This is a genomic window from Achromobacter xylosoxidans (assembly GCF_001457475.1).
Classification (GTDB): domain Bacteria; phylum Pseudomonadota; class Gammaproteobacteria; order Burkholderiales; family Burkholderiaceae_B; genus Achromobacter; species Achromobacter xylosoxidans.
In genome coordinates this window covers 3,713,143-3,738,115 of the sequence record NZ_LN831029.1, presented here as the reverse complement: position 1 = coordinate 3,738,115, position 24,973 = coordinate 3,713,143, and the positions used below count along the sequence as shown (strand labels likewise).

The 24,973-nt window shown below is 64.8% G+C and carries 26 protein-coding genes; 12 read left to right on the top strand and 14 right to left on the bottom strand.

The window, feature by feature from the left end:
- Positions 1 to 38: 38 nt before the first annotated feature.
- Genes AT699_RS16760 through AT699_RS16750 form a run of 3 tightly spaced genes read right to left on the bottom strand, consistent with a single transcriptional unit; the run spans position 39 to position 5,331 of the window.
- Positions 39 to 2,168 carry a TonB-dependent receptor gene (locus AT699_RS16760; RefSeq protein WP_058207343.1) on the bottom strand — a complete coding sequence of 710 codons (2,130 nt, stop codon included), beginning with the start codon at positions 2,166 to 2,168 and terminating at the stop codon, positions 39 to 41.
- Positions 2,165 to 3,412, bottom strand: coding sequence for an MFS transporter (locus tag AT699_RS16755; RefSeq protein ID WP_024069200.1), 1,248 nt, complete (start codon positions 3,410 to 3,412; stop codon positions 2,165 to 2,167). The genes AT699_RS16760 and AT699_RS16755 overlap by 4 nt, the downstream gene beginning before the upstream one ends.
- Positions 3,409 to 5,331, bottom strand: a complete 1,923-nt coding sequence (locus tag AT699_RS16750; protein WP_024069199.1) for an IucA/IucC family protein — start codon at positions 5,329 to 5,331, stop codon at positions 3,409 to 3,411. The genes AT699_RS16755 and AT699_RS16750 overlap by 4 nt, the downstream gene beginning before the upstream one ends.
- A 320-nt stretch (positions 5,332 to 5,651) precedes the next feature.
- Between AT699_RS16750 and AT699_RS16745 the strand changes: the two genes are divergently transcribed.
- A complete protein-coding gene (locus AT699_RS16745) occupies positions 5,652 to 6,260 on the top strand; it encodes a pentapeptide repeat-containing protein (RefSeq protein WP_232254222.1) in 609 nt (202 codons plus the stop codon).
- A gap of 100 nt (positions 6,261 to 6,360) precedes the next feature.
- Here AT699_RS16745 and AT699_RS16740 read toward each other — a convergent pair whose 3' ends face one another.
- The 6 genes from AT699_RS16740 to msuE form a co-directional block, all read right to left on the bottom strand.
- Positions 6,361 to 7,077, bottom strand: a complete 717-nt coding sequence (locus tag AT699_RS16740; protein ID WP_024069198.1) for a hypothetical protein — start codon at positions 7,075 to 7,077, stop codon at positions 6,361 to 6,363.
- A gap of 51 nt (positions 7,078 to 7,128) precedes the next feature.
- A complete protein-coding gene (locus tag AT699_RS16735; protein ID WP_054444009.1) occupies positions 7,129 to 7,518 on the bottom strand; it encodes a hypothetical protein in 390 nt (129 codons plus the stop codon).
- Between the two features lie 282 nt (positions 7,519 to 7,800).
- The gene (locus AT699_RS31565) at positions 7,801 to 8,430 is read right to left on the bottom strand and encodes a hypothetical protein (RefSeq protein ID WP_131728544.1); all 630 of its coding nucleotides are present in this window, start codon (positions 8,428 to 8,430) and stop codon (positions 7,801 to 7,803) included.
- A 256-nt stretch (positions 8,431 to 8,686) separates the two neighbouring features.
- Positions 8,687 to 9,715 (bottom strand): methionine synthase, encoded by a 1,029-nt coding sequence (locus tag AT699_RS16725; RefSeq protein ID WP_006387098.1) that lies wholly within the window; start codon positions 9,713 to 9,715, stop codon positions 8,687 to 8,689.
- Between the two features lie 39 nt (positions 9,716 to 9,754).
- Positions 9,755 to 10,738 (bottom strand): DUF1852 domain-containing protein, encoded by a 984-nt coding sequence (locus AT699_RS16720; protein WP_006387099.1) that lies wholly within the window; start codon positions 10,736 to 10,738, stop codon positions 9,755 to 9,757.
- Between the two features lie 172 nt (positions 10,739 to 10,910).
- Entirely contained in the window at positions 10,911 to 11,492 is a 582-nt protein-coding gene (gene msuE, locus AT699_RS16715) for an FMN reductase (RefSeq protein WP_058207342.1), read from the bottom strand.
- A gap of 125 nt (positions 11,493 to 11,617) precedes the next feature.
- On the opposite strand from msuE, the gene AT699_RS16710 reads away from it, so the two are divergent.
- Entirely contained in the window at positions 11,618 to 12,535 is a 918-nt protein-coding gene (locus AT699_RS16710; RefSeq protein ID WP_024069195.1) for a LysR family transcriptional regulator, read from the top strand.
- 54 nt (positions 12,536 to 12,589) lie between these two features.
- Positions 12,590 to 13,486 (top strand): methylenetetrahydrofolate reductase, encoded by an 897-nt coding sequence (locus AT699_RS16705; protein ID WP_006387102.1) that lies wholly within the window; start codon positions 12,590 to 12,592, stop codon positions 13,484 to 13,486.
- Positions 13,487 to 13,652: 166 nt separating this feature from the next.
- Here the strand turns inward: AT699_RS16705 and AT699_RS16700 are convergent, their stop codons facing one another.
- Positions 13,653 to 14,615: a zinc-dependent alcohol dehydrogenase family protein gene (locus AT699_RS16700; RefSeq protein ID WP_024069194.1), complete on the bottom strand. Its 963-nt coding sequence runs from the start codon at positions 14,613 to 14,615 to the stop codon at positions 13,653 to 13,655.
- Positions 14,616 to 14,775: 160 nt separating this feature from the next.
- On the bottom strand, positions 14,776 to 15,078 hold the full coding sequence (locus AT699_RS16695) for an ArsR/SmtB family transcription factor (protein WP_045953579.1): 303 nt from the start codon (positions 15,076 to 15,078) through the stop codon (positions 14,776 to 14,778).
- A gap of 145 nt (positions 15,079 to 15,223) precedes the next feature.
- Between AT699_RS16695 and AT699_RS16690 the strand changes: the two genes are divergently transcribed.
- The 6 genes from AT699_RS16690 to AT699_RS16665 all read left to right on the top strand — a co-directional run bounded on the left by AT699_RS16690 (position 15,224) and on the right by AT699_RS16665 (position 19,742).
- A complete protein-coding gene (locus AT699_RS16690) occupies positions 15,224 to 15,604 on the top strand; it encodes an ArsR/SmtB family transcription factor (protein ID WP_006387105.1) in 381 nt (126 codons plus the stop codon).
- Entirely contained in the window at positions 15,601 to 16,080 is a 480-nt protein-coding gene (locus AT699_RS16685) for an SRPBCC family protein (RefSeq protein WP_024069193.1), read from the top strand. The genes AT699_RS16690 and AT699_RS16685 overlap by 4 nt, the downstream gene beginning before the upstream one ends.
- On the top strand, positions 16,077 to 16,736 hold the full coding sequence (locus tag AT699_RS16680; protein WP_006387107.1) for a glutathione S-transferase family protein: 660 nt from the start codon (positions 16,077 to 16,079) through the stop codon (positions 16,734 to 16,736). Before AT699_RS16685 ends, AT699_RS16680 begins: the two co-directional genes overlap by 4 nt.
- Before the next feature lie 110 nt (positions 16,737 to 16,846).
- Positions 16,847 to 17,440 carry a hypothetical protein gene (locus AT699_RS16675; RefSeq protein ID WP_024069192.1) on the top strand — a complete coding sequence of 198 codons (594 nt, stop codon included), beginning with the start codon at positions 16,847 to 16,849 and terminating at the stop codon, positions 17,438 to 17,440.
- A gap of 3 nt (positions 17,441 to 17,443) precedes the next feature.
- A complete protein-coding gene (locus AT699_RS16670) occupies positions 17,444 to 18,457 on the top strand; it encodes a hypothetical protein (protein ID WP_024069191.1) in 1,014 nt (337 codons plus the stop codon).
- 76 nt (positions 18,458 to 18,533) lie between these two features.
- On the top strand, positions 18,534 to 19,742 hold the full coding sequence (locus tag AT699_RS16665; RefSeq protein ID WP_024069190.1) for a hypothetical protein: 1,209 nt from the start codon (positions 18,534 to 18,536) through the stop codon (positions 19,740 to 19,742).
- 4 nt (positions 19,743 to 19,746) lie between these two features.
- Here the strand turns inward: AT699_RS16665 and AT699_RS16660 are convergent, their stop codons facing one another.
- Positions 19,747 to 20,685: an AraC family transcriptional regulator gene (locus AT699_RS16660; RefSeq protein WP_006387111.1), complete on the bottom strand. Its 939-nt coding sequence runs from the start codon at positions 20,683 to 20,685 to the stop codon at positions 19,747 to 19,749.
- Between the two features lie 168 nt (positions 20,686 to 20,853).
- On the opposite strand from AT699_RS16660, the gene AT699_RS16655 reads away from it, so the two are divergent.
- Entirely contained in the window at positions 20,854 to 21,717 is an 864-nt protein-coding gene (locus AT699_RS16655) for an SDR family oxidoreductase (RefSeq protein WP_024069189.1), read from the top strand.
- A 24-nt stretch (positions 21,718 to 21,741) separates the two neighbouring features.
- Here the strand turns inward: AT699_RS16655 and AT699_RS16650 are convergent, their stop codons facing one another.
- The gene (locus AT699_RS16650) at positions 21,742 to 22,185 is read right to left on the bottom strand and encodes an RrF2 family transcriptional regulator (RefSeq protein ID WP_024069188.1); all 444 of its coding nucleotides are present in this window, start codon (positions 22,183 to 22,185) and stop codon (positions 21,742 to 21,744) included.
- Between the two features lie 83 nt (positions 22,186 to 22,268).
- Between AT699_RS16650 and AT699_RS16645 the strand changes: the two genes are divergently transcribed.
- Entirely contained in the window at positions 22,269 to 23,243 is a 975-nt protein-coding gene (locus tag AT699_RS16645; RefSeq protein ID WP_024069187.1) for an alpha/beta fold hydrolase, read from the top strand.
- Positions 23,244 to 23,288: 45 nt separating this feature from the next.
- Here AT699_RS16645 and AT699_RS16640 read toward each other — a convergent pair whose 3' ends face one another.
- A complete protein-coding gene (locus tag AT699_RS16640) occupies positions 23,289 to 24,122 on the bottom strand; it encodes an AraC family transcriptional regulator (RefSeq protein WP_024069186.1) in 834 nt (277 codons plus the stop codon).
- A 144-nt stretch (positions 24,123 to 24,266) separates the two neighbouring features.
- On the opposite strand from AT699_RS16640, the gene AT699_RS16635 reads away from it, so the two are divergent.
- Positions 24,267 to 24,971 (top strand): O-methyltransferase, encoded by a 705-nt coding sequence (locus AT699_RS16635; RefSeq protein ID WP_026382891.1) that lies wholly within the window; start codon positions 24,267 to 24,269, stop codon positions 24,969 to 24,971.
- The last annotated feature ends 2 nt before the right edge of the window (positions 24,972 to 24,973 follow it).

The window sequence follows — 24,973 nt, the reverse complement described above, 5'->3', positions numbered from 1 at the left end:
CAGAATTACGGATAGGCCCACGGAGGACTACCCGGCCGTCAGTAGTCCAAGCTATAACTCACCGCCACAGTCCTCCCCTGCGCCCGCGGCCAAGGCGCCCGCGCATTCGCCTGCATGAACACCGAGTAATAATCCCGATTCGTCAGGTTATAAACCCCCACATCCACCCGCCCCTTGGGCAATTCCACCGAAGCCAACAGATCCAGCAACGTATACCCCACGGTCTCGCGCCCATTCTTATCCCGAGCCGCCGCAGCATACCCGCCCACGCGCACGCCCTGCAACCGCACGCTATATGTCCCGGGCGCATAACTGACATAAGCCGTGAACTTTGGCGGCGCGATCCGGGTTGCAGGTAGCGCGATCCAGCTCCCATTCTGCTTGGTCGCACCCTTGGTATACGCATAACTGCCACCCACCTTCCAAGCGCGAGCGACATTGACGTCCAAGCTCGCCTCGACCCCGCTCACACGCTCCTTCTGATTGATCAACCGCAGCACCCGATCCTTCGCATCGTAAAACTGCGTCACGTCCGAATTGTTCCGATAAGCAGTGAGGCTGGCCTGCACCGCATCCCATGCACCGCGCCAACCGATCTCATAGCTGTCGACCTTCAACGCCTGCGAGTTCAACTGCTGGATGTCGTAGTCGCTGCGCACGTCGCGCAGGAATCGCTGGATATCGGGCAGGGTGAAACCCTGGCTGAAGTTGACGAACACGTCCTGGGCATCGCTCAGGTGGCGGACCACCCCCAGGTTGTAGAGCGTGGCGTTGTACTTGAGCTTGCCGCCCGGCAGGATGTTGCCCACGCCGGTGGCCTGGATGTCGCCATAGGCGACGCTGTCCTTGACGTTGCTGTCGATCCACTGGCGACGAACGCCCGCGCGCAGGGTCCAATCCTGCATTTCCCAGGCGGATTGCAGGAAGAGGGCGCGGGTCTGGGTGGTCATGTCCGGCCCCAGTTCCAGCGTGCGGCCAGTGGGAGTGTAGACCAGTCCCTTCACGGTGTATTGCCTGCCATCCTGGGTCAACTGCTCGCGTTCGTAGTCGCCGCCGTAGGTCAGCGTTCCCTGGATGCCGCTGAAGCTGGGTAACTGGCTTTCCATGGCAAGGCGCAGTCCGTAGACCGTCGCGCGGCTGTCCGTGGCGGTGATGCCAGCTTTCTTTCTGGGGCGATCGGGATAGAAAAGCGCCTCGTTGTGGCGCCAGTAGCTTTCGGCTTGCAGCCGTTGGCCGAAGAAGGCGCGGTCTGTGTAGTTGAGGTTGATGGCGCGATTGAGCGTCTTGGGTTGATCGTCCAGATCCAGGCCGGATACGGCGCGGGCTTCTCCAGCAACCGCCTGGAAACCGTAATCGGAACGCTGCTTATCCTGGAACTCCTGCAGCCCCAGGGTCAAGCGGCGGTCTGGGGTGAAGTCGAAGCCGAAGCGCGCCGTCAGGTCATGGTTGCGGGTGTCCATTTCGCTGCCTTGGGAGGTGTCCTGCGGGATGCGTTGGCCCAGGGCATCGAATTGCCCACCGCGTTTGACGAAGTCTCCGGACAGGTACCAGTCGAACGCGCCCTTGCGCCCGGTGGCGCTCTGGAACAGTTCGTAGGCCATGCCGTCGCCGTGGAAGTCCTTGTCGGCGGTGATGCCGACCCGGCTGCTGAAGGCCAGGTCCTGCCCGTTGTTGCGCTTGGTGATGATGTTGATCATGCCGCCGGTGGCGCCGGCGCCGTAGAGGCTGCTGGCGCCGGAGACCACTTCCACGCGCTCGATGCTCTCGGGAGCGATGCTGTTGAGTTGGCGGTAGTTGTCGCGGCTGGCGTTTTGCGGCACGCCGTCGATCAGGACCAAGACGTTGCGTCCGCGCAGGCTCTGGCCGTAGTTGGTCATGGTGCCGCTGCTGGGAGCCAGGCCAGGCACCAGGGTCGCCAGGACGTCGGCGACCTTGCGGCCGGCGCCGGATTGGCGCTTTATTTCTTCGGCTTCGATGACCTGCACCGAGCCGGGGATGCTGGCAATGCTGGCTTCGCCGCGTGTGGCGGTGACCGTGACGGCGGGAAGGGTGGTGGCTTCCTCGGCATGGGACGGGCTGATACCCAGCGTCCACATCGAGGCGGAGACGAGCACGAGCGGGAGTCGGTTGACGCGGACAGGCGCGATGCCGGCGATAAGGGATTTCATGGTGGGTCCTTGATGTGCGAGGAGGATGGCGTGGCGGGTGGGTCAGGGGAAGTCGGGAGTGGCTGCTGGCAACCGGGTAGTCGGCGCAGGAAGCGCACGCTCAACGCGGCGACGACATAGAGCGGCGCGACCAGCCAAAAGCCCCAATGCAGGCTGGCCCATGACATGGCGCCGGCGCCCAAGGCGAACCCAGCCAGGGCACCGGCTTTGGCGGCGCTGTTGCCCAGGCCCAGGCCGATTGCGCGATAGGCGTTGGGGGAGGTATGTCCGATCAGGACGTAGGCCAGAGGCAGGAGCGCGCCTTGCCATAGGCCCCAAAGCAGGCGTGTGGCGATGAACGTGATGGTGTCGTGAGCCAGCGCCATCAAGCAGAGCGTGAGCGCGCTGGCCCAGGAGGCGAGTTCCAGGCATCGCCAGCCGCGTTGGACGGGCTGGGGTGTGCATAGGCGCGCCCACCATGGGGCGGACAGGGCCAGCGTCAAGGCGCTTGCGGCGTAGCTTGCGCCGCTGAGCCAGGAAGGCGCGTGCAGCACTTCGTTCAGATACAGCGCGAAGAACGGCTGCGGCATCATCTTTGCTGCCTGGATGAGGGCGATCACCACCAGTGGGGCCAGCAACCAGGTGTGCGAGGTGGTGCGTCTGGTGGTCCCGGTGCCCACTGGTGCAGCGGGTTCCGGCGTGTCCTTGGGCAGACTCAGGACGGGAACCACGCAGGCCAGGCAGATCAGCCCGGCGATCAGGCAGAGCCAGGCGAATCCGTAGAGGTCCACCAACAGGCCACCGGAGACGGGGCCCAGCATGGAGCCGATGGCGGTGGCCGATTGCAGGCGGGCGAGAACCTGTCCGCGATTCGCGCCAGACGACCCGGCGGTGGCATAGGCCTGCGCCGCGGCGATGAAGCCGGCCAAGGCGCCCTGCAGCACCCGGATGCCGATCAGCAGCCAGACGTTCGTGGTGAGGGCCGCTAGCCATTGGCACGCGCCAAGCGCCAGCAGTGCCCGGATCAGCATGGGACGGTGTCCGCGACGCGCGCCCAGCGCGCTCCAGAAGGGCGTGGCGACAATGGCCGACAACGCGGGCCCGATGTAGATCATCGCCGCCAGCCATGACAGTTGGTCTTGCCGATCCGGAGGCAACAAGGCCCGCAGGCTCAGCGGCCAGAATGGGCCGCTCATTTCCATCGCGCCCATCGCAAAGGCCTGGATCAGCACCAGCCGGAAGATCTGTCGGCGATCGAAGTTCATGCATCGCCGATCCACGCGCGTAGCGGGTTGTCCATTTGGCCGGTGATGTCGTTCTGGGTCCGGGCCAAGCGCATGCGCAGGAAACTCTTGGCGGGCCAGGGGTTTTCGAGAAACGCGGCGCGTTCGGATTGCCAGCGGTCAGTCTCCGTCCGTGGGCGGACATGATCGAAGCGTTCGGCGACCTGCCGGGCGAGCGCGGACCAGAGCGCTTGCTCATCCAGTTCCGGCCAATGGCGCTGGCACAGCAGGGCCAGTTCGCCGAGATGGCACATGAAGCCGGCGTGCAGCAGCTTGGCGCGCACGAAGTCGGGGTCGTCAAAGAGCGTCAGCGCGGGGTCGTGGATCTCCAGCGTGAGACCCTGCCGGACCAGGCTGGGACGGTGGATGCGCAGATCGCCGAAATCGCGGATCAGCAGCCGGGATGGTCGGCCGGCGTCATCCATGACCATGAAGCTGTTCTGTTGATGGGCTTCGAAGGCGATGCCGTAGATCAGGTATAGATCGAGCAGGCCGGGTAGGGCCGTGGCGACATAGTCCTGGAAGAACCGCAGTGCCGACTGATGGTCGCTTGCGCCTTGCGCGATCGCGACCCATTGGCGTAGCAAAGGTTCGTTGTTGTGGTCTTCGACGAACAGGCTGCCGACGGGTATCGCCATCTGGCCTGAATGCAATCGACTTGTCGGGTTGTCCCGATAGAGAACGCCGAGGTGGCGCGCGCGCTCGTCGTTGGCCGGTTCCAGCAAGACATGGATGCCGTGCCGCTCGGGAACGAAGTCCCATGACTGGGCCAGTTGCGGCTCGCGTTGCCTGATGGTCGCCAGCAAACGGCTGATGCGAGGCCCCATCCTTGCCGATCGCGGAGAGAGCGTACGTTGCACACTGGTCAGGCGCAACGCGACGGGCAGCTTCACCATTGGCATATGCCGCGGATCGGCGCCCTCAGTCCACAACGTACGGAAGGACATACCGGGACAGCCTGCGATCGCAGTGTCGTCTGGCAGGATCAACTGACCCTGTGCGATTTCGGCGGCGAATGCTTCCCGCAGGGTTGAGAGCTGAAAGGGATGCACCGGCAAGGGTAGGAAGTCTGCCGGCTCGCGTCCCAGCGCACGCAGCGCCGAATCCCAGGTACGCGCTTCGTGTGGAAAAGCCCCGCGCCACCAGGTCGGATAGGCAGGCTCCGACATCGACTCGGTATGCGCTACCCCTCGGTGTAGCGCGACAAGCGGAAGACGCACGTGCGCTTCGAATTCCGGGGCGCAGCCAATGACTTCCCGGGTGTCCATGCCGAGCTTGGCTTTGTAGCCGGGATGCCAAGGATGGCCGAGGGTTCCCCACTGTTCCAGCAGTTGCGTGGGATTGCGGGGCGCGTCCGGTGATCGCAACCATTGCAACAGGCTGTCGGTATGCGCGTCGCGAGTCTGCTTCAATAATCGCGCGTTCCAATTGTCATGAAACGCCAGGCACAGGCTGTCGTTGCGGAAGCTGTCGTCGAGTTCGCGTTTCAGTTGTTCGATCACCTCGACGCCGGGGATGGGGGCCAGCAAGGGAACCAATTGTTCGATCAAGTCCGAGGGAAGTTCCAGTTCGCGTGAAGGATTCGGAGAACGGTGAAGCAGCACGGGACCAGCGAGGTACCAACTGGCCATGGGCCCCGGCCGCAGGCTCCCAAAGGTGAGGTAAGCGCCCTCGTCGCCGAGGGGCAGGATGCTTCGCCCATGCGCTTGTTGGATGCGCCCAGGCGGTATCAGCTTCTCTCGCAGCAACGCTTGCATCAGACGCTGAAACGCACGTTCACGAACCCGGGGGAGTACGGCAATCAGGTCGGCCTGATGGATGCCATTACGCTGAAACGCTTCGGTCTGAAGCGCCTGCGTCCATACGGAATGCAGGCGTCCGGTGCTGCTGGAAAGCTCCATACACGGCCTCATTGAAGTGCCACGTTGCCGCAGAAGGGAGAACTGTGTAATCGGCTCGACAACGTCGGGATTTACCGTCGCGCGCCGTGTCGACGCGCTATTCGGTTGGAGCTCGATTTTTGTTGAGAATGGGAGTTATTTAAGATGCGCGTCGTCCGACTCTTGTCCCTGCTGCCTCTAAATCGGACGAAATCGGCCCGTGGTCAGCAGGTATGGCAACAGAGAGCTGGGAGCGATCAGTTGACCGCGCACGGAAGCCTGCCAACTACACTAGTCGCCCACGGCAAAAATTCAATCCATGACGCTCGAGGGTGCAGGGAATGCAGGCAAAAGACGCACGTGCCAGATGGCAGGCAGAGCAGTTGCAGTTGGCCGGAAGACGTCTTCTCGATGCGGCCAAGTCCATGAGGATGGGGGCGATGCCGGAATCGCCGTTCGGACTCACCGATGAGGGCTTTGAGGACTACCGAGGGGTTACGCTCGCTGAAGCGGTTCGCTACCTGAGCATCGAAAGGGTCGATCTCTCCGATGCCGTGTTCAAAGACGGGGCCAGCATCAATGAGTCCGAGGCAAAGGGATGCAAGTTTGAGCGCATGGATATGCGTAACGTGTTTGTGCGAAGGAAATTCGATTCGTGCAGCTTTGTCGGCGCGAAGCTCAATGGGGCGCGGTTGGGCGGGGAGTTCATTGGCTGTGACTTCTCGCGCTCGAATCTATCCAGGTCCTTTGCGACAGACTGCAAGTTTGTCGATTGCAAGTTTGCCGGGGCAAATCTCTCAGGCATTCACTTCATCAGTTGCGTATTCGAAGGGTGTGACTTCACGGGAGTCAAGGCCCTGTCTGGATCCGTTGCCAGGAGCAGGTTCGTTGGCGGTGTTGCCCTCGCGCAGCTGCAAGGCTGTATCACGGATGGGGTCGTGATTCGTTAGGGCAATGCGCTTGCGGCGCTGGAGCTTCAAGGTGCGGCCATGCCGGATAACATCATCCGACAGGGTGATCGATCGCGTTTTTTAGCGGGGCTGGGTAGCCCTAGTCGTAATAGGGGGCGGTCGCGCGTGGTCTCCTGCGCGTCGGCGCGCCGGGAGCAGTCCGCAGACCTTTGATGATCCTCAGCGCCGACGATAATGCATAGTGTTGTTGTGAGAAGTCATATGAGCGGCCGTCATCAACGGAAAGGTTCAAATAATATCCACGCTGATGCACGTCAGGGACTTTGACGCTCATGGAAAATGAATCCCCAATCATCGCGGGATAACGAGAGAAGAACTCCCCGATTCGGGCACGCACCTTGGGGCCGATTCTGACCTCAGGATCAAGCAACGATTCAACTTCGATTTGAAACAGTTCAACACCCGCTCGCACGAGGGCGTCCATATGCGCAGCTCTGTCCAGCAGCGAAAGCTCATCCTTGAGCAGGAAAAGTCCGTTGGCAATCTTGCCCACATCCAGTCTCGACAGCGCATCCAGCTGCGCCAGGCTCAATTCGGTTTTTTCCGGGTCCACAACCGTGAACTCCAGATAGCGAGGCTTCAACTCTGCAATGATCTCCCTGCAAAACCCAATGTCATCGACGCCGCCCACCGGATGGACGGCATGCGCGCAATCGAGCACGCTACCGAGGCTCCTGCACTGATCCAGGTCCAGCGCGCTCGCGCAGGACGAGCGCGCCACGACAAAGCCTGCGACGTCGATGGAACCCAGTTTTTCAGCCTCGGAAATCGACCTTATTTGATTGACTTTTATCACTTCAACCCCTGCATGCCTTGAATGTATGCTTCCAGCTGCCGCTTTCGATGTTCAATCCCGCCAACCTATCGATGCCGCCTCCCGCTTGAGCACAGCCATGAATGACGCAACATCGAGGCCTTTGAATTCATACTTGTTCAAGGACGCTTCAACATAGTCGAAGAAATGGCTGGCCACGAGGGATCTCTGCTGCGCCACATCCATGTCCTTCAGCAGGTCCTCTGAAAGACACATATCCAGGTAGAGAACGGACTCCGCCTTCGAAAAGCGCCGCGATGACTTCCTGCCGATCCCATCTGGCAGACAGCGAAAAACAAAGAAAATCTCGATCTCGACCGATGGGAATTGCGACGCCAGGGCCGGAAATATCGAATCAAGCTCGTTGGCAATCTTGTAGACACTGGTCGCGCCACTTGTGTCTGTAGACAGTCCGAATTTCATTACGCCCTCAAGTCCTGAACTCATGCTTCGCCGGAAACAAACCTTTTCAGTTCAAACAAAGCCCGATTGCTCATTCGCCCTACGATACGATTAAAGCGTTTGGTCGCTTCGCGATGTCTTGCAAAACTGCCGCATCGCCACCGCCCACGGCGCCAATGATGACTCGAGCGGCGGGGCAGGGCTGCGTCAACGCGGCCCCGGGACCATTCAGCCTTGGCGGCAAGTGATCAGAAGTGGAGATATCCGGCACTAGCTGTATCCGCCTGGCACCTAGGCATCCTTCTATTTGAACTGGATTCCCTTGATAGCCAGCATGGGTGAAAGCAGGCATGTGAACTTGACCGCGGCAAGGTCCGGTCCTGACGACTTGTAGAAAGCCGTGCCCTCTACTGCGATGTCGTATCGTTCCGCTTTCGTTCCCGCGATCGAGGCGCCTGCGCGATAGCGGGGGCCATCGATGCCAATTTCCACAACCGCGGAGTAAACACTATGGTCGAAATTAGGGCGGTTGATCTTCGCGGGGGCGGCATCCACGCAAACCTTGGCCGCCATTGACTGGCCTTTGGGGGTGTTAATTCCCGGCTTGAACTGTTTCGGACGGATCAAACGCCAATTGTTGCCCTCAGGGCTATATGAGGCGGGTTCGTACTTCCCGGTGCCTTTGCGAAGATGGCATTCGACCAGCTGCGGACTGATTCCATCTATTGCGATGAAAGTGGCATCTGGATTGAACGAGCGCGCGCTCTTGAGGTAGCGGGAGTCAATTTCAAATGGCACCGTCTTGCCGTTGGCGCGGGAAGCACAAAGCTTCTCTTTTTGTGGGTCATTGCCAATAGCATCGTTCCGTATCATTTCGGCTTGGGCGAGACATGAAAAAAACAGCAATCCAAAACCAAGTGGCAACCAGCGCATTCAATGTCTCCATGTTGATCCGCACGAAGTGCGGATCGGGCGAAAATACCATATTCACCACGCATGGCGTGCTGGCGCTTTGCCTGCGGCGAGTCATGGCCGGCTGTATGAATACGGCGAGTCGTTGTGCGTATTTTCGCGGGCGAGGCGTTTTAATAGTTATCGTCCCCGCGCCCCGTGCGCAAAATCACGGGTAAGGGGGGGGTGGAGAGGATCATCCTTTTACGGCTTCAATCCTCTCCCATACCCCCCGATATCACCCCTGCAATTCCTTCCGGACGATCTCCGCGCCTTCGCTCAGCGCCAGCAGTTTGCCGTGCGCGATGGCGCGCGACAGCGGCGCCATGCCGCAGTTCGTGCAGGGATAGAGCTTGTCGGCGTCGACGAACTTGAGCGCCTTGCGCAGCGTGTTGGCCACTTCCTCCGGCGTTTCGATTTTGTCGCTGGCCACGTCGATCGCGCCCACCATTACCTTCTTGCCGCGGATCAGTTCGATCAGGTCGATGGGCACATGCGAGTTATGGCATTCCAGCGAAACGATATCGATGCTGGATTGCTGCAGTTTGGGGAAGGATTCCTCGTACTGGCGCCACTCCGAGCCCAGCGTCTTCTTCCAGTCGGTGTTGGCCTTGATGCCGTAGCCGTAGCAGATGTGCACGGCGGTTTCGCACTTCAGGCCTTCGATGGCGCGTTCCAGGGTGGCGATGCCCCAGTCGTTCACCTCGTCGAAGAAGACGTTGAAGGCCGGCTCGTCGAACTGGATGATGTCGACGCCGGCGGCTTCCAGTTCCCTGGCTTCCTGGTTGAGGATCTTGGCGAATTCCCAGGCCAGCTTTTCGCGGCTCTTGTAGTGGGCGTCGTAGAGGGTGTCGATCATCGTCATGGGGCCGGGCAGGGCCCATTTGATGGGCTGCGTGGTCTGCTGGCGCAGGAACTTGGCGTCTTCGACGAAGACCGGTTTCTGGCGGCTCACGGCGCCGACGACGGTCGGCACGCTGGCGTCGTAGCGGTCGCGGATCCGGACGGTTTCGCGCTTTTCGAAATCGACGCCGTCCAGGTGCTCGATGAAGGTGGTGACGAAGTGCTGGCGGGTCTGCTCGCCGTCGCTGACGATGTCGATGCCGGCGTGCTGTTGTTCGTGCAGGGCCAGGCGCAGGGCGTCCTGCTTGCCTTCGACCAGTTCCTGGTCCTGCAGCTTCCAGGGCGACCAGAGCTTTTCAGGCTGGGCCAGCCAGGAGGGTTTGGGCAGGCTGCCGGCGGTCGAAGTGGGCAGTAGTTTTTTCATGATCTTGCGGTCCCGTGTTGGATGTTTGGTGCGGGGGGATTAGTGCGCGTAGTTGGCGGCCCAGCTTTCGAGCACGTGCTTGTACGGCTTGATGAAGTGTTCTTCGGTGAACTTGCCTTGCTTGACGGCCAGCTGGCTGCGTTCTTCGCGGTCGTAGACGATCTGCGTCAGCGAGTAGTCCTGGTTTTTCAGGCTGGGTTGATAGAGCTTTCCGGCCGCGGAGTTGGCGTTGTAGATCTCGGGGCGGTAGATCTTCTGGAAGGTCTCCATCGTGCTGATGATGCTGATCAGCTCCAGATTGGTGTAGTGGCCCAGCAGGTCGCCCTGGAAGTAGAAGGCCAGGGGGGCGGCGCTGCCCGGGGGCATGAAGTAGCGCACGCGCAGGCCCATCTTCTCGAAGTACTCGTCGGTCGACGAGAGCTCGTTTTGTTGATACTCGACGCCCAGGATGGGGTGCTGGTTCTCGGTCCGGTGGTAGGTCTTGCTGCTGGAGGCGCTGATGCAGATGACGGGCGGCTTGCTGAACCGCTCTTTGTAGGCGCTGGAATTGACGAAGTGCTTGAACAGCTTGCCGTGCAGATCGCCGAAATTGTCCGGGGTGCTGAAGGTGGGCTTGTCGTTGTTGTGCTCGGGCAGCAGCACGCTGAAGTCGTAGTCGCGCACGTACGAGGAGAAGTTGTTCCCCACGATGCCTTCGATGCGCTCGTTGTTGGCCTTGTCGACGATATTGGTCTTCAGGATCTCGATCAGCGGAAAGACGTCGCCACCGCTGGCGGCGCCGATATGCATTTCGGCGGTGATGATCTCGAGTTCGACGGCGTAGCGGTCGCCTTTGGGGTTGTCCCAATGCGCCAGGTTGTTGAACCGCTTGTCGATCATCCGCAGCGTGTTGCGCAGGTTTTCCTGGCGGCTTTCGCCCCGGGCCAGGTTGGCGAAGTTGGTGGTGATGCGCGTGTTGTCCGAGGGACGATAGTTTTCATCAAAAGAAAGGCTCTTGATGCTGAAGGTGAAATCGTTGCTCATGGTGATGGGATGCGCTGATTCTGCGAAAAAAAAGTCTGCGGAAAACGAAAAGCCGGTTCGGGCGGCCGCAAGGCGGGAGAAACAGAAGCCTTTGCGGGGCGCTCGAAGGGCGGATGTCGGGTTGGAACGGCGCTGGCGAACGAGCCGCCTGGCCAGCGTTCCGAGGCGTGCTTCAGGCTGCGAAGGCTTCCACGGCGGCGACGGCGCCTGCGTGGCGCGACAACGCGATCAGGGGCAATGCCCGTTCGATCGCCAGCCTGGCCCGTTCGATCAAGGCTTCGTCCCGCAGCCGGTAGTCGGCGAAATCCTTGTCGGTCGCGTAGACGCCCAACGGCAAGGTGCGGGCCTGGAAGAAGCTGAACAGCGGCCGCAGCTGGTGGTCGATCATCAGGGCATGGCGTTCGCTGCCGCCGGTGGCAGCCAGCAGGACGGGCTTGTCGATCAAGGCGTCCTGGTGGATGAAGTCGAAGAAATGCTTGAACAGCCCCGTGTAGGAGCCGCGAAAGACCGGGGTGGCCACTACCAGCACGTCCGCCTGTTCGACCGCGTCAAGGTCCCGCTCCACGGTGTCGGGCAGGTGGGTGCGCCAGGTGGCGCCGGCCAGGTGCGGGACGAGCTGGCCCAGTTCGACCAGGCGCTGTTCGCACGGGACGTCGTCGGCGATCAGGTCCATCAGGTGCTGCGCCAGGGCGGCGGATTTGGAGGGGCGTTGCAGTCCGCCGGAAACGGCTACTAGACGGAGTGGACGTGTCATTTTTGCTTCACTGGAATTGATTTATGCGGCGCCGCGCCCGCAGACGACGGAAGCGCATACTAGGGGCGGGAAGCGATGAAGTAAAATGGTTTTATTTCACGAATCCATGAGCGGAAATCATCTGAATGCTTGAGCGCATCCATCTCAGCATCGTCCAGCAGGTCGAAAAGCAGGGTTCATTGACGGCCGCCGCGGGCGTGCTGAGCCTGACCCAGTCCGCCTTGAGCCACAGCATGAAGAAGCTGGAGCAGCAGCTGGGCACCGACGTCTGGCTGCGCGAAGGCCGCAGCCTGCGCCTGACGCAGGCCGGCCAGTACCTGCTGGCGGTGGCGAACCGCGTGCTGCCGCAGCTGGACCTGGCCGAAGAGCGCCTGGGCCAGTTCGCGCAGGGCGAGCGCGGCGCGCTGCGCATCGGCATGGAATGCCATCCTTGCTACCAGTGGCTGCTCAAGGTGGTTTCCCCCTATCTGGCCGCGTGGCCCGACGTGGATGTGGACGTCAAGCAGAAGTTCCAGTTCGGCGGGATCGGCGCGCTGTTCGGCTACGAGATCGACCTGCTGGTCACGCCCGACCCGCTGTTCAAGCCGGGCCTGAAGTTCGAGCCGGTGTTCGACTACGAGCAGGTGCTGGTGGTGGCCAAGGGCCATCCGCTGGCGTCGGTGGCGCATGTGAAGCCCCAGCAGTTGACCCAGGAAGTGCTGATCAGTTACCCCGTGGATATCGAGCGGCTGGACATCTACAACCAGTTCCTGTTGCCGGCCGGGGTCACGCCCAGGCGCCACAAGGCCATCGAGACCACCGACATCATGGTGCAGATGGTGGCCAGCGGCCGCGGCGTGGCCGCCTTGCCGCGCTGGCTGGTGGAGGAATACGCCGCCCGGATGGACGTGGTGCCGGTGCGGCTCGGCGCCCGCGGCATCGCCAAGCAGATCTTCCTGGGGGCGCGCGAGGCCGACACGGCTATCGATTATGTGCGCGCCTTCATCGAGCTGGCCCGCCAGCCGGCCGCCGCCGCCACCGTTGCGCAACAAGCCAACAGTTGAACCCTTTTTGCCGTACACAGGCCGCGCGCCGAGCCGTTCGGCCTGCCTTCATCGATGTCCTTGATTCCTCGCGGTACCCCTTTCTTTCCCGGCAACATCACCGACGACTGTTCGTTGGAAGTCAGCGTGAAGGACATTGCCGCGCTGACCGCGGCAGCGTCGCGGCTACCGCCCGGGTCGACCATTTCCATTCCCTACCTGCCGGGCCAGGACGATGACGCCCGGCTGGCCGCCGCGCGGGCCGTGCGCGGACTGGGCCTGGAACCCATGCCGCACCTGTCCGCGCGCCGCATTGCCTCGCTGGCCGACCTGGAGGCGTTCGTCTCGCGGGCGGTGGCCGAGGCCGGCGTTGAGCGCTGCTTCGTGATCGCGGGCGATCCGTCGACGCCGGCGGGGCCGTTTGCCGATAGCGCCGCGCTGATCGAGACGGGCGTTTTCGAGCGCGCGGGCATCAAGGTGGTCGGCGTGGGCGCGCATCCGGATGGCCATCCGGTCATGAGCGCGGCCCAGCGGTGGGAGGTGCTGGAACGCAAGTGCCGCGGCATCGGCGCGCGCGGCATGTCGCCCTTGATCGTCACGCAGTTTGGATTCGATGCCGACATCGTGCTGGCGTGGCTCGAAGCGCTGCGCGCGCGCGGCCTCGAACACCCCGTGCGCGTGGGCGTGCCGGGACCCGCCGGTATCGCGGTGCTGGCGCGCTATGCCGCCTTGTGCGGGGTCGGCGCCTGCGCATCGATGTGGGCCAAGTACGGTATCTCCCTGGGCAAGCTGTTTGGCACCGCGGGGCCGGACGTTTTCGTGGATCGGCTGGCCGCCGGACTGACGGACGCGCATGGTAAGGTGAGCCTGCATTTCTTCCCGTTCGGAGGGATCGCGCAGTCCGTGAGCTGGCTGGAACGGTATCGCGCCCGCTCCGGGCAACCGGGTTGCGCCACGGCATCCCTGCCGTGACATTTGGCGGCCTTGCCCATTTCACCGCGTTTGGCCAGCCGCCCGGCAAGTTGCGCGCCGCGGTTGTCAGCCTGGCGTCGCCGACGGCCGACCATGCCGGCAATCCGGCACTGTCTCGGGCGATGACTCGTCATAGGTAGCGTGAGTTCGCCTTGCCGCCGATGCGTCAATCGGCCACCGCGATCGCGATCTTTCCCCGCAGCCCGTTGTTCGCACTCTCCAACCGCGCATGCGCCGCCGGAATATCGGCAAGCGGATACACCGCGCCCACGTGCGGCCGTAGTTGCCCACGCGCCACCAACGCGCTCAACTCGTCCAGCTTCCCGCGGTTCTGCCGCGTGAAAACGAAGTGATAACTGGCGTTCTTGCCCCACGCCTGGATCAGGTTCTGCGGCTGCGCGATATCCACGATGCTCACCACGCGGCCCAGTTGCGCCAGCGCGTCGGGGCTGCGCGCCAGCGTGTTGCCGCCGATGGTGTCGAACACCACGTCGACGCCGCGCCCGTCGGTCTCGCGCAGGATGGCCTCGACATAATCTTCCTTCTCGTAGTCGATGGGGACGTCCGCGCCCAGGCTGCGCGCGAAGTCGACATTGCTGTCGCGCACGGTCGTGAACACCCTGGCGCCGACGGCTTTCGCGAGCTGGATGGCGACGTGGCCGACGCCGCCGGCGCCGCCGTGCACCAGGATGCTCTCTCCCACACGCAAGCCGGCGCGCACGACCAGCGCTTCCCACGCGGTGCCGCCGACCAGCGTCAGGCTGGCCGCTTCCAGATGGCTCAGCGAGGCGGGCTTCCTGCCCACGATGCTTTCGGCGGCCACGTGGTATTCGGCGTAGCTGCCGGGGCCGTCGAAGATCTGCGGGGTGTACCAGACTTCATCGCCTGGCACGAAGGCGCTCACGCCGGGCCCGACGGCTTCGACCACGCCGGAGACGTCATGGCCGGTGATGGCGGGCAGGGCGACCAGATCGGGGTAGTCGCCCCGGCGGACCTGGTAGTCCAGCGGGTTGATGGAAGTGGCGTGGACGCGGACCAGGACCTGGCCCGCTTGCGGCACGGGTTTGGGGACGTCGCGCAGTTCGAAGGATTGCGGGCCGCCAAAGGCGGTGAGGACGAGGGCTTTCATTGGGTGGCTCCTTATTTCGGCAAAACGGGATATCGGGAATTATCGATTTAAAAAAACAAAAAAATGCGAAGAACAGGGCAAGGCAAAAGGCGAGGCAAGCGCGCGGCAAGCTGGCGCCGAATAAGCACGGGCGGCCATGCCCGACCTCGGTCACCGCCAGCTACAGCTCTTTTCCGATGATCTCGGCCAGGGCGCGGATGGTGGTTTCATTGCGCTTGTAATACGTCCACGAGCCGATGCGCGTGGCTTCGACCAGGCCGGCGCGTTGCAGCGTGGCCAGGTAGTCGGACACGGTGGACTGGGACAGTCCGACGCCTTCCTGGATGCTGCTGACGCAGACGCCGACCGTATGCACGTCCCCTTCGTCCTGCGGCGGGAAGCTGTTCACGGGGTCCTTCAAACCCTTCAGGATTTCAAGGCGCGTGCGGTTCGAGAGGGCTTTGAAGACGTCGAGCAGGTCCATGGCGGGCATGATATCGGAAATTCCCGATATGTCAATATGAGGGAGCGTGGCGTATGGGGACGCGCCAGGCGGGATGCAGACAGGCAGCGTCAAAATACTTAAGTGAATACTTGACTTTCCGCGTCGTCCTCTCTAACTTAAGCGAATGCTTGAGTATCAATCCCAACTCGACCTGGCCTTCCATGCGCTTGCCGACGCGACGCGGCGCGGCATGCTCGAACGCCTGTCCCGCGGTCCGGCTTCGGTCAGCGAGCTGGCGGCGCCGTACGACTCGACGCTGGCAGCCATCCACCAACATGTCCGGGTGCTGGAAGCCAGCGGCCTGATCGTCACGGAAAAGCGCGGACGCACGCGCGAATGCCGGATTTCGGCCGAGGCGGTCATGCGGGTGGAGCAGTGGCTGAGCGAGCGTCGCCAGCTTTGGGAAGACCGATTCGACCGCCTCGGCCAATTGCTCGAAGGCGAAGCCGGCAATCACCCGGGCGGGCTGGGCGCCGCGCCCGATCAGGGAGGGAAGACATCATGACTTTCACGCCGTTTTTCCATGGCACGTTCACGCTGCGGCGCACGTGGAACGCGCCGGCCCAGCGGGTCTTCGAGGCGTGGGCCGATCCGCGCGTCAAGGCGCAGTGGTTCACCGGCCCGTCGGATCGCTGGACGCTGTCGCGCCGCGAAATGGACTTTCGCGTGGGCGGCCGGGAGGTGCTGGAAGGGCGTTTCAACGAGAGCGGCATGGTGTCGTGCTTCGATGCGCGCTATCACGTGATCGAGCCCGCCAGCCGGCTGGTCTACGCCTATGACCTGTTCCATTCGGGCAGGCTGCATTCCGTGACGCTGTCGAGCCTGGAGATCGAGCCGGCCGGCAATGCCACGCGCGTGGCGTACACCGAGCAGATCGTGTTCACGGACGGCAACGACGGCGTCGAGTCGCGCCGCCATGGGACCGGGCTGCAGTTCGACATGATCGAGACGCTGCTTCAAGCGGGCGGAGCGCTGCCATGACGGTCGCGATCTACGGTCATCCGTTTTCGTCCTTCACCTGGAAGGCGCTGATCGCGGCGTATGAACGCGAGGTGGACTTCGAGTTCCGCATGATCGATCCGGATCATCCCGAGCACGCGGCCCGCATCGCGACGCTGGCGCCGACCGGGCAGTTTCCGGCCCTGGTGGATGGCGTCACGGAGGTGGTCCAGAGCAATGCCGTCATCGAGTATCTCGACCTGCACCACGGCAAGGGCGCGCCGCTCGTGCCCCTGGACCCGCGCGAGGCGCTGGCTGCGCGCATGATGGCGCAGGTGTTCGACGACTACGTGCACGTGCCGATGCAACGCATCGTCGGTAACGCCTTGCGCCCCGAAGACAGCCGCGATCCGTTCGGCGTGGAGCAAGCGCATGGCGTCATCGCGCGGTGTTATGCCTGGCTGGAGGCGCGATTGCAGGACGGGCCGTGGGCCGCCTGCGGCCGCTTCACGATTGCGGACTGCGCCGCGGCGCCGGCGCTGTTCTATGGCGATTGGGTGCATCCGATGGGCGGGCGGTTTCCCGCGCTGGCGGCGTATCGGGCCCGGCTGCTGGCGCGGCCGTCGATCGCCCGGGTGGTCGACGAGGCGCGTCCGTACCGCGGCTTCTTTCCGCTGGGGGCGCCGGACCGGGATTGAGCGGGGCGGGGGGCGTCGACGGCGCGAGCCAAGGACACGGCAACTTGGAATAGACTACGTCGCTGACCCCGATTCGATGATTTTTCCTGGCCTGGAACAAGCTACCCAAGATGACCCATTCCGTGTCCCGCGCCATTGTCCTGACAGCAGGCCTGCTGCTGACCGCCACCTGCCTCGCCCAGTCGCCGCAAGTGGGCGCCTGGCGCAAGGTTTCCGATTCCCAGCTCGACAAGCAATACCATTTTTCCATGCTGCCCAGCGCCGCGCCGGTGGCGAGCAAGTGGGCGGCTTTCGACGCCAAGGCCGGCAAGGTGGTGTGCTGCCTGGTGGTGCAAGGCGAAGCCGTGACGGAAGCCGAACTGGAGGGTACCTACGACATTCCCGGCCCGTGGATTACCGATCTGACCAACGGCTGGAACCTCGACGCGGCGCCGTACCGGCCGCGCGTGCAGCGGCTGCGCGCCGAGGGGGCGCTGGACACATACGAATTCGCGGACAGCGTGGATGCGCTGGGAGGCTTGCTGGTGCCGGCCGATGCCCGCGCGCCGGCGCGGGGTGCGCTGGAGGTCGGCGGCCAGCGCTACGCCGTATCGCGCAAGGATGCGTCGCTGGCCGACGATGACGGCGGCGTGGCCACCTACACGTTGCGTCCGGCCGCGGGCGGCAAGGCGTTGACGGTAGACGTGCCTTTCGCGACGTATTGACGCATGGGCGATACTCTGCGGATCGAGCAAGCCCCGCTGACCGATGATGACCTTGCGCTGCTGCGCCGATGCAGCCGCGGCAAGGGGCTGGCCGCCGTATTCGGCCTGATCGTGTTCCTGCTGCTGGCCTGCACGGTGCTGACGATCTTCGGGCTGGCATTGTCCGACTGGCGCTCGCTGCGCGCTGGCGATGGCCTGATGCTGCTGCTGATCGGCGCCGGGGTGGGCGCGGCGGCTTTTTTCTTCGGACGCCGGCTGTTGCGACTGCCGCGCGCCTGGCGCAGCATCGATCGCGCGCTCCGGGGGCGCGTGCCCAAGCAGATCCTGTCGGGTCACCTCACGGGCTTCGGGCCGGCCGAGCGGCCGGGCGTCAGCTATGCGTTTGGCGAGCAGCGCGTGGAAGTGGCGGTGCCGTTCTGGAACGAGGGCGCCGGCGACACCCGCAGCGGCGCCCGGCCGCACGCCGCGGTGGCGCTGACGGACCTGCCGGTGCGCCTGCACGTGCTGACGCTGATGCCGGATGCGCCGGGGCTGCTGCTGCGGGTGGACTATCCCATGAGCGGCCAGGCCTGGACGTCCGTCGAGGAGATCAGCGACGCCGACCGCGCCAACGCGCGCCGCGAGGAACTGGGCGTGCGCAAGTTCTTTTTCGTGGCAGCGCTGGCGCCGCTGGCCGCGAGTTTCTTTTTCCTGCCCTTGATCCTGCTGGCGATGGTTTTCGTGCTGCTGGGATGGGTGCTTGGCATGCGCAGCCCGCGGCTCAAGCGCGCGCACTGCAAGCATGGCGTGCGCGGCGTGGTCGAGGAGGCGGTGACGTATCGCCAGCGCACGCCGAACTCGCCCACGGTGTCGCTGATCCCGAACTATCGTGTGGGCGGCGTGATGTATCGGGTCTATCATCTCGGGCCGGTCGCGGCGCCGGGCCAGCGGGTCGAGTTCGAGTATGTCGACGCCGGCCTGCTGGGGCAGCGCGAGCTGTCCTTCCGCATCGAAGACCAGCCCCCGATGACGTTGTGACGGCGCGTTGCGCGAGCCGCGCGACGAGGCTGCGTCCGTAGCCCCCACCTTCGTTGACCACCAAGAGGAGTGCTGTGTGTCCCAACTGATCGATGTGTCCGGCCAACCCGCGGGTTCGGTGACGGGGGATGGCCGCTACCTGCTGGGCCTGACCGGGCCGGGCAGTCACGTGCTCGTCACGGAGCCGGGGCGCGGCAACCTGATCATCGGGCCGGCCAGCATGGGCGCGAAGGCGGATCTGCATGTGGCGTCCGACGACGTGATCCTCTGGCCGGCGTTCGAGCCGTTCGCCACGCCCGCCGGCTCGCCCTGGCCGCGCCATATCGATTACCACGGCAATGACAGCGGCTTTGTGGGCTGGTCGGCGCAACGCGCGATCGAGCAGTTCTCCTGGGCGCCGGCGTTTGCCGATGCGCGCCGGATCGACGCGCGCCCGGCCAGGATCCAGATGCTCCAGATCCGCCTGGCGGCGGTATCGGGCCACCTGGACATCGTGTTGCCCAGGGACACGCGCCTGGGCCTGCATGGCGATCTGGCGCGGATTACCGTGTCGGGCGCGCTGCCGGACCTGCTGTCGCTGCATCCCGCGTTGGGGCGGCGGCCCGGCCTGGCGCCGTATGCCTTGCCCGACCTGGGCGCGCTGCAGGGCGTGTCGACCCTGGCGCTGTATGGCGAGCCGGTGGCGCAGGCGATTTCGCTGCGGGGGATCGAGCGCTTCGCCGCGCTGGAGCATCTTTCGCTATGGGGCGCTTTCACCGATTGGGACGCGCTGGCCCGGCTGCCCGGCCTGAAGAGCCTGGAGATCCGCCATGCTCCCGACCTGGAAGGCCTGCCGGCGCTGGCCACCTGGCCGTCGCTGGAACGGTTCATCGGCTTCAACATCGATGACGCCGGAGGCAAGCGGCTGAAGGCGCAGATGAAGGCGCGGGAGAAGCTGCGGCCGTGGGCCGGCTATAGCTCGGTCAGCAAGCTGCGCAAGCCGGATTGGTGGCAAAGCGAGTATGGCCGACCCTTTTCCGCCTGGAGCGGCCGCATGGCGAAAGCGGCCAATACCGCGTACGACGCCGCCCGCCAGGCGCTTGAAGGGGCGGCCACGGTCGATGCGGCGCGGGCCGCCATCGAGGTGTTCGCGCGCCATTTCAACGGCATGAAGGGCATCGAGACCGCCGAGCGCGAGGACATCGGCGAAGCCGTGTGGCAGTTCAGCCAGCTGGCGCGGGTGGTCGAGCTGGGCGTGACCGAAGCGCAGGCGCAGCGCTGGTTTGACGAGGCGCGGGATTACTGACCGCTCAGTGCGTCGCCGCCACGCCTTCCAGTTGCGCCGCGGGCAATAGCGCGAACATCGCCTTCATCTGGCGCGCTTCCTCGCCCGGGCTGCGGCCGAACAGGCGCTTGAATTCGCGGTTGAACTGCGACGCGCTTTCGTAGCCCACGCGCGTCGAGGCCGCGGCGGCGGTGAGGTTGTCGCGGATCATCAGCAGGCGCGCCTGGTGCAGCCGGATGGACTTGATGTACTGGATGGGCGAGGTGCCGGCGATGGTCTTGAAGTGCGCGTGGAAGGCGGGCGCGCTCAGCCCGGCCTCGCGCGCCAGGGTCGCCACTTCCATGGGCTGGCTGTAGTCATCGTGGATGCGGCGCAGCGCGCGCGAGATGCGGCCGAAGTTGCCCTGGCTGGCCAGCGCGGCGCGGATTGCGCCGCCTTGTTCGCCCACCAGCACGCGAAAGCACAGCTCCCGCACGATTGCCGGCCCGAGCACCCTGGCTTCGAGTGGCGAGGCCAGCGCCCGCAGCAGTCGCAAGGTGGCATCGGCCAGCGTGGGATCGAGCGGGGTGGACGTGATGCCGGTGGGGGCGGGCGCGGCCGGCCCGTCGTGGCCGTCAAGCGACAGCACCAGGTCGGCCAGGGTGGTCGGATCGAGCCGCAACTGGATCGCCAGCAGGGGTTCCTCGGGCGTGGCGTCGGTCTCGGTGGAGAAGGGCAGCGGCACGGACAGCACCAGGTAATGCTGCGCGTCGTAACGATAGACCTTGTCGGCCAGGTAGCCGCGCTTGCTGCCCTGGCACACGATGACGATGCTGGGTTCGTACAGCACCGGCGTGCGGCCGAGCGGCTGGTTGGCGCGCATGAAGCGCACGCCGTCCAGGCGCGACAGGGTGTAGCCCTCGTGCGGGGCGAGCCGGTCGAGCAGGGCGGTCATCTGGTCATGGAGGGCTTGCGGTGCCGTCATTGCGCTATCGCTTGGGTAAGAGTCTTAGGCATCATTTTGCTCCTGATTCGTCAAAGAATATGGCGTTCGAGTAGGAATAGGCAATGATCCAATAGCGCTGTGCCTATCCGGCCCGCCCGCCCACGCCTAGCATCTGTCCTGTCATCCGACCAAACCGGGAGTACAGGAATGCAAGACACTCAACGCAACACTCAGCGCAATCAAACGTGGTTCATCACCGGCGCCGCGCGCGGCATCGGGCTTTCCCTGGCGCGCCAATTGCTGGCGCGCGGCGACAACGTGGCGGCCACGTCGCGCACGCTGGCCAGCCTGCGCCAGGCGCTGGGCCAGGACAATCCGCGCCTGCTGGCGCTGGAGGTCGACCTGGTGTCCGAGGCCAGTGTCCAGGCCGCGATCGAGCGCGCCATCGCCACATTCGGCCGCATCGACTGCGTGGTCAACAACGCCGGCTATGGCCAGCAGGGCACGCTCGAGGCGCTGGACGACGACGAGGTGCGGCGCAATGTCGAAGTGAATCTGTTCGCGCCCTTGCACGTGCTGCGCCACGCGCTGCCGCAACTGCGCAAACAGCGCGGCGGGCATGTCTTCAACGTCGCGTCCATCGCCGGATTCCAGGGCGGCTATGCGGGCTGGGGCAGCTACGTGGCGACCAAGTTCGCGCTGGCCGGCCTGACCGAGACCCTGGCCGCCGAGGGCGCGGAGGTGGGCATCAAGGCCACCGTGGTGTACCCGGGACCGGTGCGCACGGACTTCCTGAACGACAACAGCCTGGTCATCGCCCGGCGCAGCATCGCCGACTACGCCGCGGCCCAGGCATCGCTGGACCTGCATCGCGACGGCATGAACGGCAAGCAGGCGGGCGACCCGGAACGGCTGGCCGCGCTGATCTTGCGGGTGGCCGGCATGGCCGAGCCGCCGTTGCATCTGTTCGTGGGCAGGATCGCCCACGATTTCGCGCAGCAGAAGCTGGCGCAGGTGCGCAGGGATATCGAGGCGTGGCGCGAGGCGGGCGAGGCGACGGACTTCGCGTGACCCCGCGTCAAGGGCGCGGCGGCGTCATCGCCGGCTCGATTTGGGGCCCGCGCCCGACGCCAGGACTTCGTCGGCAATCTCCGACAGCGGCATTTCCCTGAACGCCTGCAGCAAGGCCAGCTCCGCGGACGCCAGCGCGGCGCGAAGACGCCGGTTCACCGCCGCTTCCACGGGGCACGCCGCATTGTCCTGCGCCGGCCCCACGGCGAACAGCGTGGCGTGCGCGATGGCGTCGCATACATCGCCGACGGTCAGACGATCCAGTTCGCAGGCCAGCGTCCAGCCGCCGCCCGGACCGCCGGTGGAGGTGACGAAGCCGGCATCGCGCAACACACTCATCGTGCGGCGCGCGAAGACGGGGTTGGTGTGCAGCATCTGGCCGATGGTCTGCGATGTGGTGGCGCCGCCGCGCAAATGCATGTGGACCAGGACGTGCAGCAGGCGCGCCAGGCGGGTGTCTCGTTGCATGGAACCCCAGTTTGAAAATGTGCAACTTTTGATGTTACTCTTTTGGCCAGAGATTGTGTAATCCCTTGCCATCGAGAGCCCGCATGCTTGAACCCCGCCAACGTTTTATCGAGACCAATGGCATCCGCCTTCACGTGGTGGAGCAGGGCGCCGGCCCTTTGGTGATCCTGTGCCACGGTTTTCCCGAGACCGCGCATGCGTGGCGGCACCAGCTCGAAGCGCTGGCGCAGGCGGGCTATCGCGCCGTCGCGCCGGATTTGCGCGGCTATGGCGCCAGCGACTGCCCGGCTGACGCGGGGCAGTACACGGCGCTGGACGTGATCGGCGATCTGGTCGGGTTGCTCGACGCCCTGGGGGAGCGGCAGGCCGTGCTGGTCGGCAACGACTGGGGCGCGTCGATCGCATGGCAGGCGGCGCAGGTCCGGCCCGACCGGTTCCGCGCGGTGGCGGCGCTGGGGGTGCCGATGATGGGACGCGCGCCCATGGCGCCCAGCCGGCTGTTTCCTCAGAACGAACAGGCGTGGTTCTACACGCACTATTTCTCGGCGCCGGGCGTGGCCGAAGCGGAGTTCGAGCGCGATATCCCGGCCACGTTGCGCAAGATCTACTTCTGCGCCTCCGGGGCGATGGGGCCGCGCGATGGTGGCACGCCCAATCCGTTCGGCATGGTGCCGCGGGGAGGCGGGCTGCTGGACTCGCTGACAGACCCGACGGCCTTGCCGCCCTGGCTCGGCGCGGCGGACCTGGAGCGATTTGTCCAGGCCTACACGCGGTCGGGGTTTCGGGGCGGCCTGAATTACTACCGCAACCTGGATGGCAACTGGCAAGCGCAAGCGGCCTTCGCGGGGTTGCGCATCGAGGTGCCGGCGCTGTATCTCGTCGGTGAATACGACACGGGTCTGGCGATTCCGGGAATGCGGCAGATCATCGACGCCATGCCCCTGCTGGCGCCGGACCTGCGTGGTTCGCAGGTGATTGCGCAGGCGGGGCACTGGCTGCAGCAGGAGGCGCCCGACGCCGTCAATGCGACCCTGGTGGCATTCCTGCGGGCATTGTGACCTGACGGCCCCGGGGCGCGGGAACGCATTGCATCGCTTTTCGCTTCAGCCGGCCGGCCGCCGCTGCGCCATATACCTGCCCGGCGAGGTGCCCAGGGCCTTGCGGAACATCGTCACGAAGCCGCCAGCGCTTTCATAGCCAAGGTCGTCGGCCACCTGTTGCACCGACATGCCGGTGCTGAGCCATTTCACGGCCAGCATCAGGTGCAACTGCTGGCGCCAGCGGCCGAAGCTCATGCCGGTCTGCTGCATCAGCAGCCGTGCCAGCGTGCGTTCGCTCAGGCCGACGCGCCGCGCCCAGCCCTGCATGGTGCCGCGTTCGCGCGGCTCGGCCATGAGGGCGTCGACGATCTTGCGCAGGCGCCGGTCGGTGGGCATGGGCAGTTGCAGCGTGCCCAGGGGCGCGGCCGCCAGTTCGTCCAGCAGCAGGGTCACCAGATGCGCGGCGGGGCCGTCGTCCGGATACAGCAGGGGCAGGCTGGCCGAGCGGACCACCAGTTCGCGCAGCAGGGCCGTGGTGGTGACGGCGCAGCAGGCAGCGGGCAGCGCCGAGGCGGCGGCCGGTTCGATGAAGGCGACGTAGACCTCGATCGTGCCGGCCGCGGTGATCTTGTGCAGCAGGTCGCCCGGCACCCACAGGGCGCTCTGCGGCGGCACGATCCACAGGCTGCCGGCGATCTCGCAGGTCAGCACGCCGCGCAGCAACAGCAGCAGCTGGCCCTTGCGGTGGCGGTGGAAGTCCTTTTCGATCCGGTCCAGGCCGTGCTCGTCGAGGTCGGCCAGATCGATGCCGGCCGCGCCGACGGTCACGACCGGGCGCGGCACGAGGTCGGGGTCGAACCATTGGACGGGATCGACCAGGTTGGTCAGCACGGGCATGGCGGGGCGCCGGAGCCGAGGGCGCCGGCAGGTTGGCAGGATTATGGAATTTGATGGCGTAGTTTACCAATGCTGCCAGGTATGAGGCTTCCTACCATGACGGTACGGCTGGCGCTGGGCCGCCGCACCCCAACAGGACGACTCATGAATGCACTCGATAGCGACCGCGTCGCGCAGACCCTGCGGCGCCTTTTCCAGGAGGCGGCCGAGGCCGACCGGGGCCTGATGGATCAGTTCGGCGCGAATCCGGACGAGGACGCCGGGCAGATGTACGCGCAAGCCATCGCCAGTACGCTGGCCGATGAGCGGCGCGACCTGCGCGCCGTGTATCGCGGCTATGCCGGCAATTTCCTCAACGTTTCGGCGGCCTATGGTCGCTTTCTCTACCAATGCGCGCGCAGTCGCCGCGCCACGCGCATCGTCGAGTTCGGCACCTCGATGGGCGTGTCGACGATCCATCTGGCCGCGGCGCTGCGCGACATGGGCGGCGGACAATTGATCGGCACCGAACTGGAGCCGGCCAAGGCGGAGCGGGCGCGGGCCAACCTGCTGGCGGCGGGGCTGGCGGAAGGGGTCGAGATCCGCGTCGGCGATGCCCGCGAGACGCTGGCCGATGTCGGCGGCCCGATCGACCTGGTGTTGCTGGACGGCGCGATCAGCCTCTATCTGCCGGTGCTCAGGCTGCTCGAGCCGCGCCTGAAGCCGGGCACGCCGATCCTGGCCGAGAATGCGTGGGACCACGACAACGAGTACCTCGACTACGTGCGCGATCCGGCCAATGGATACGTGTCGCAACCGCTGGAGATCGACCCGGGCCGTGGCAACGAATTCACGGTGTATGCAGGATGACC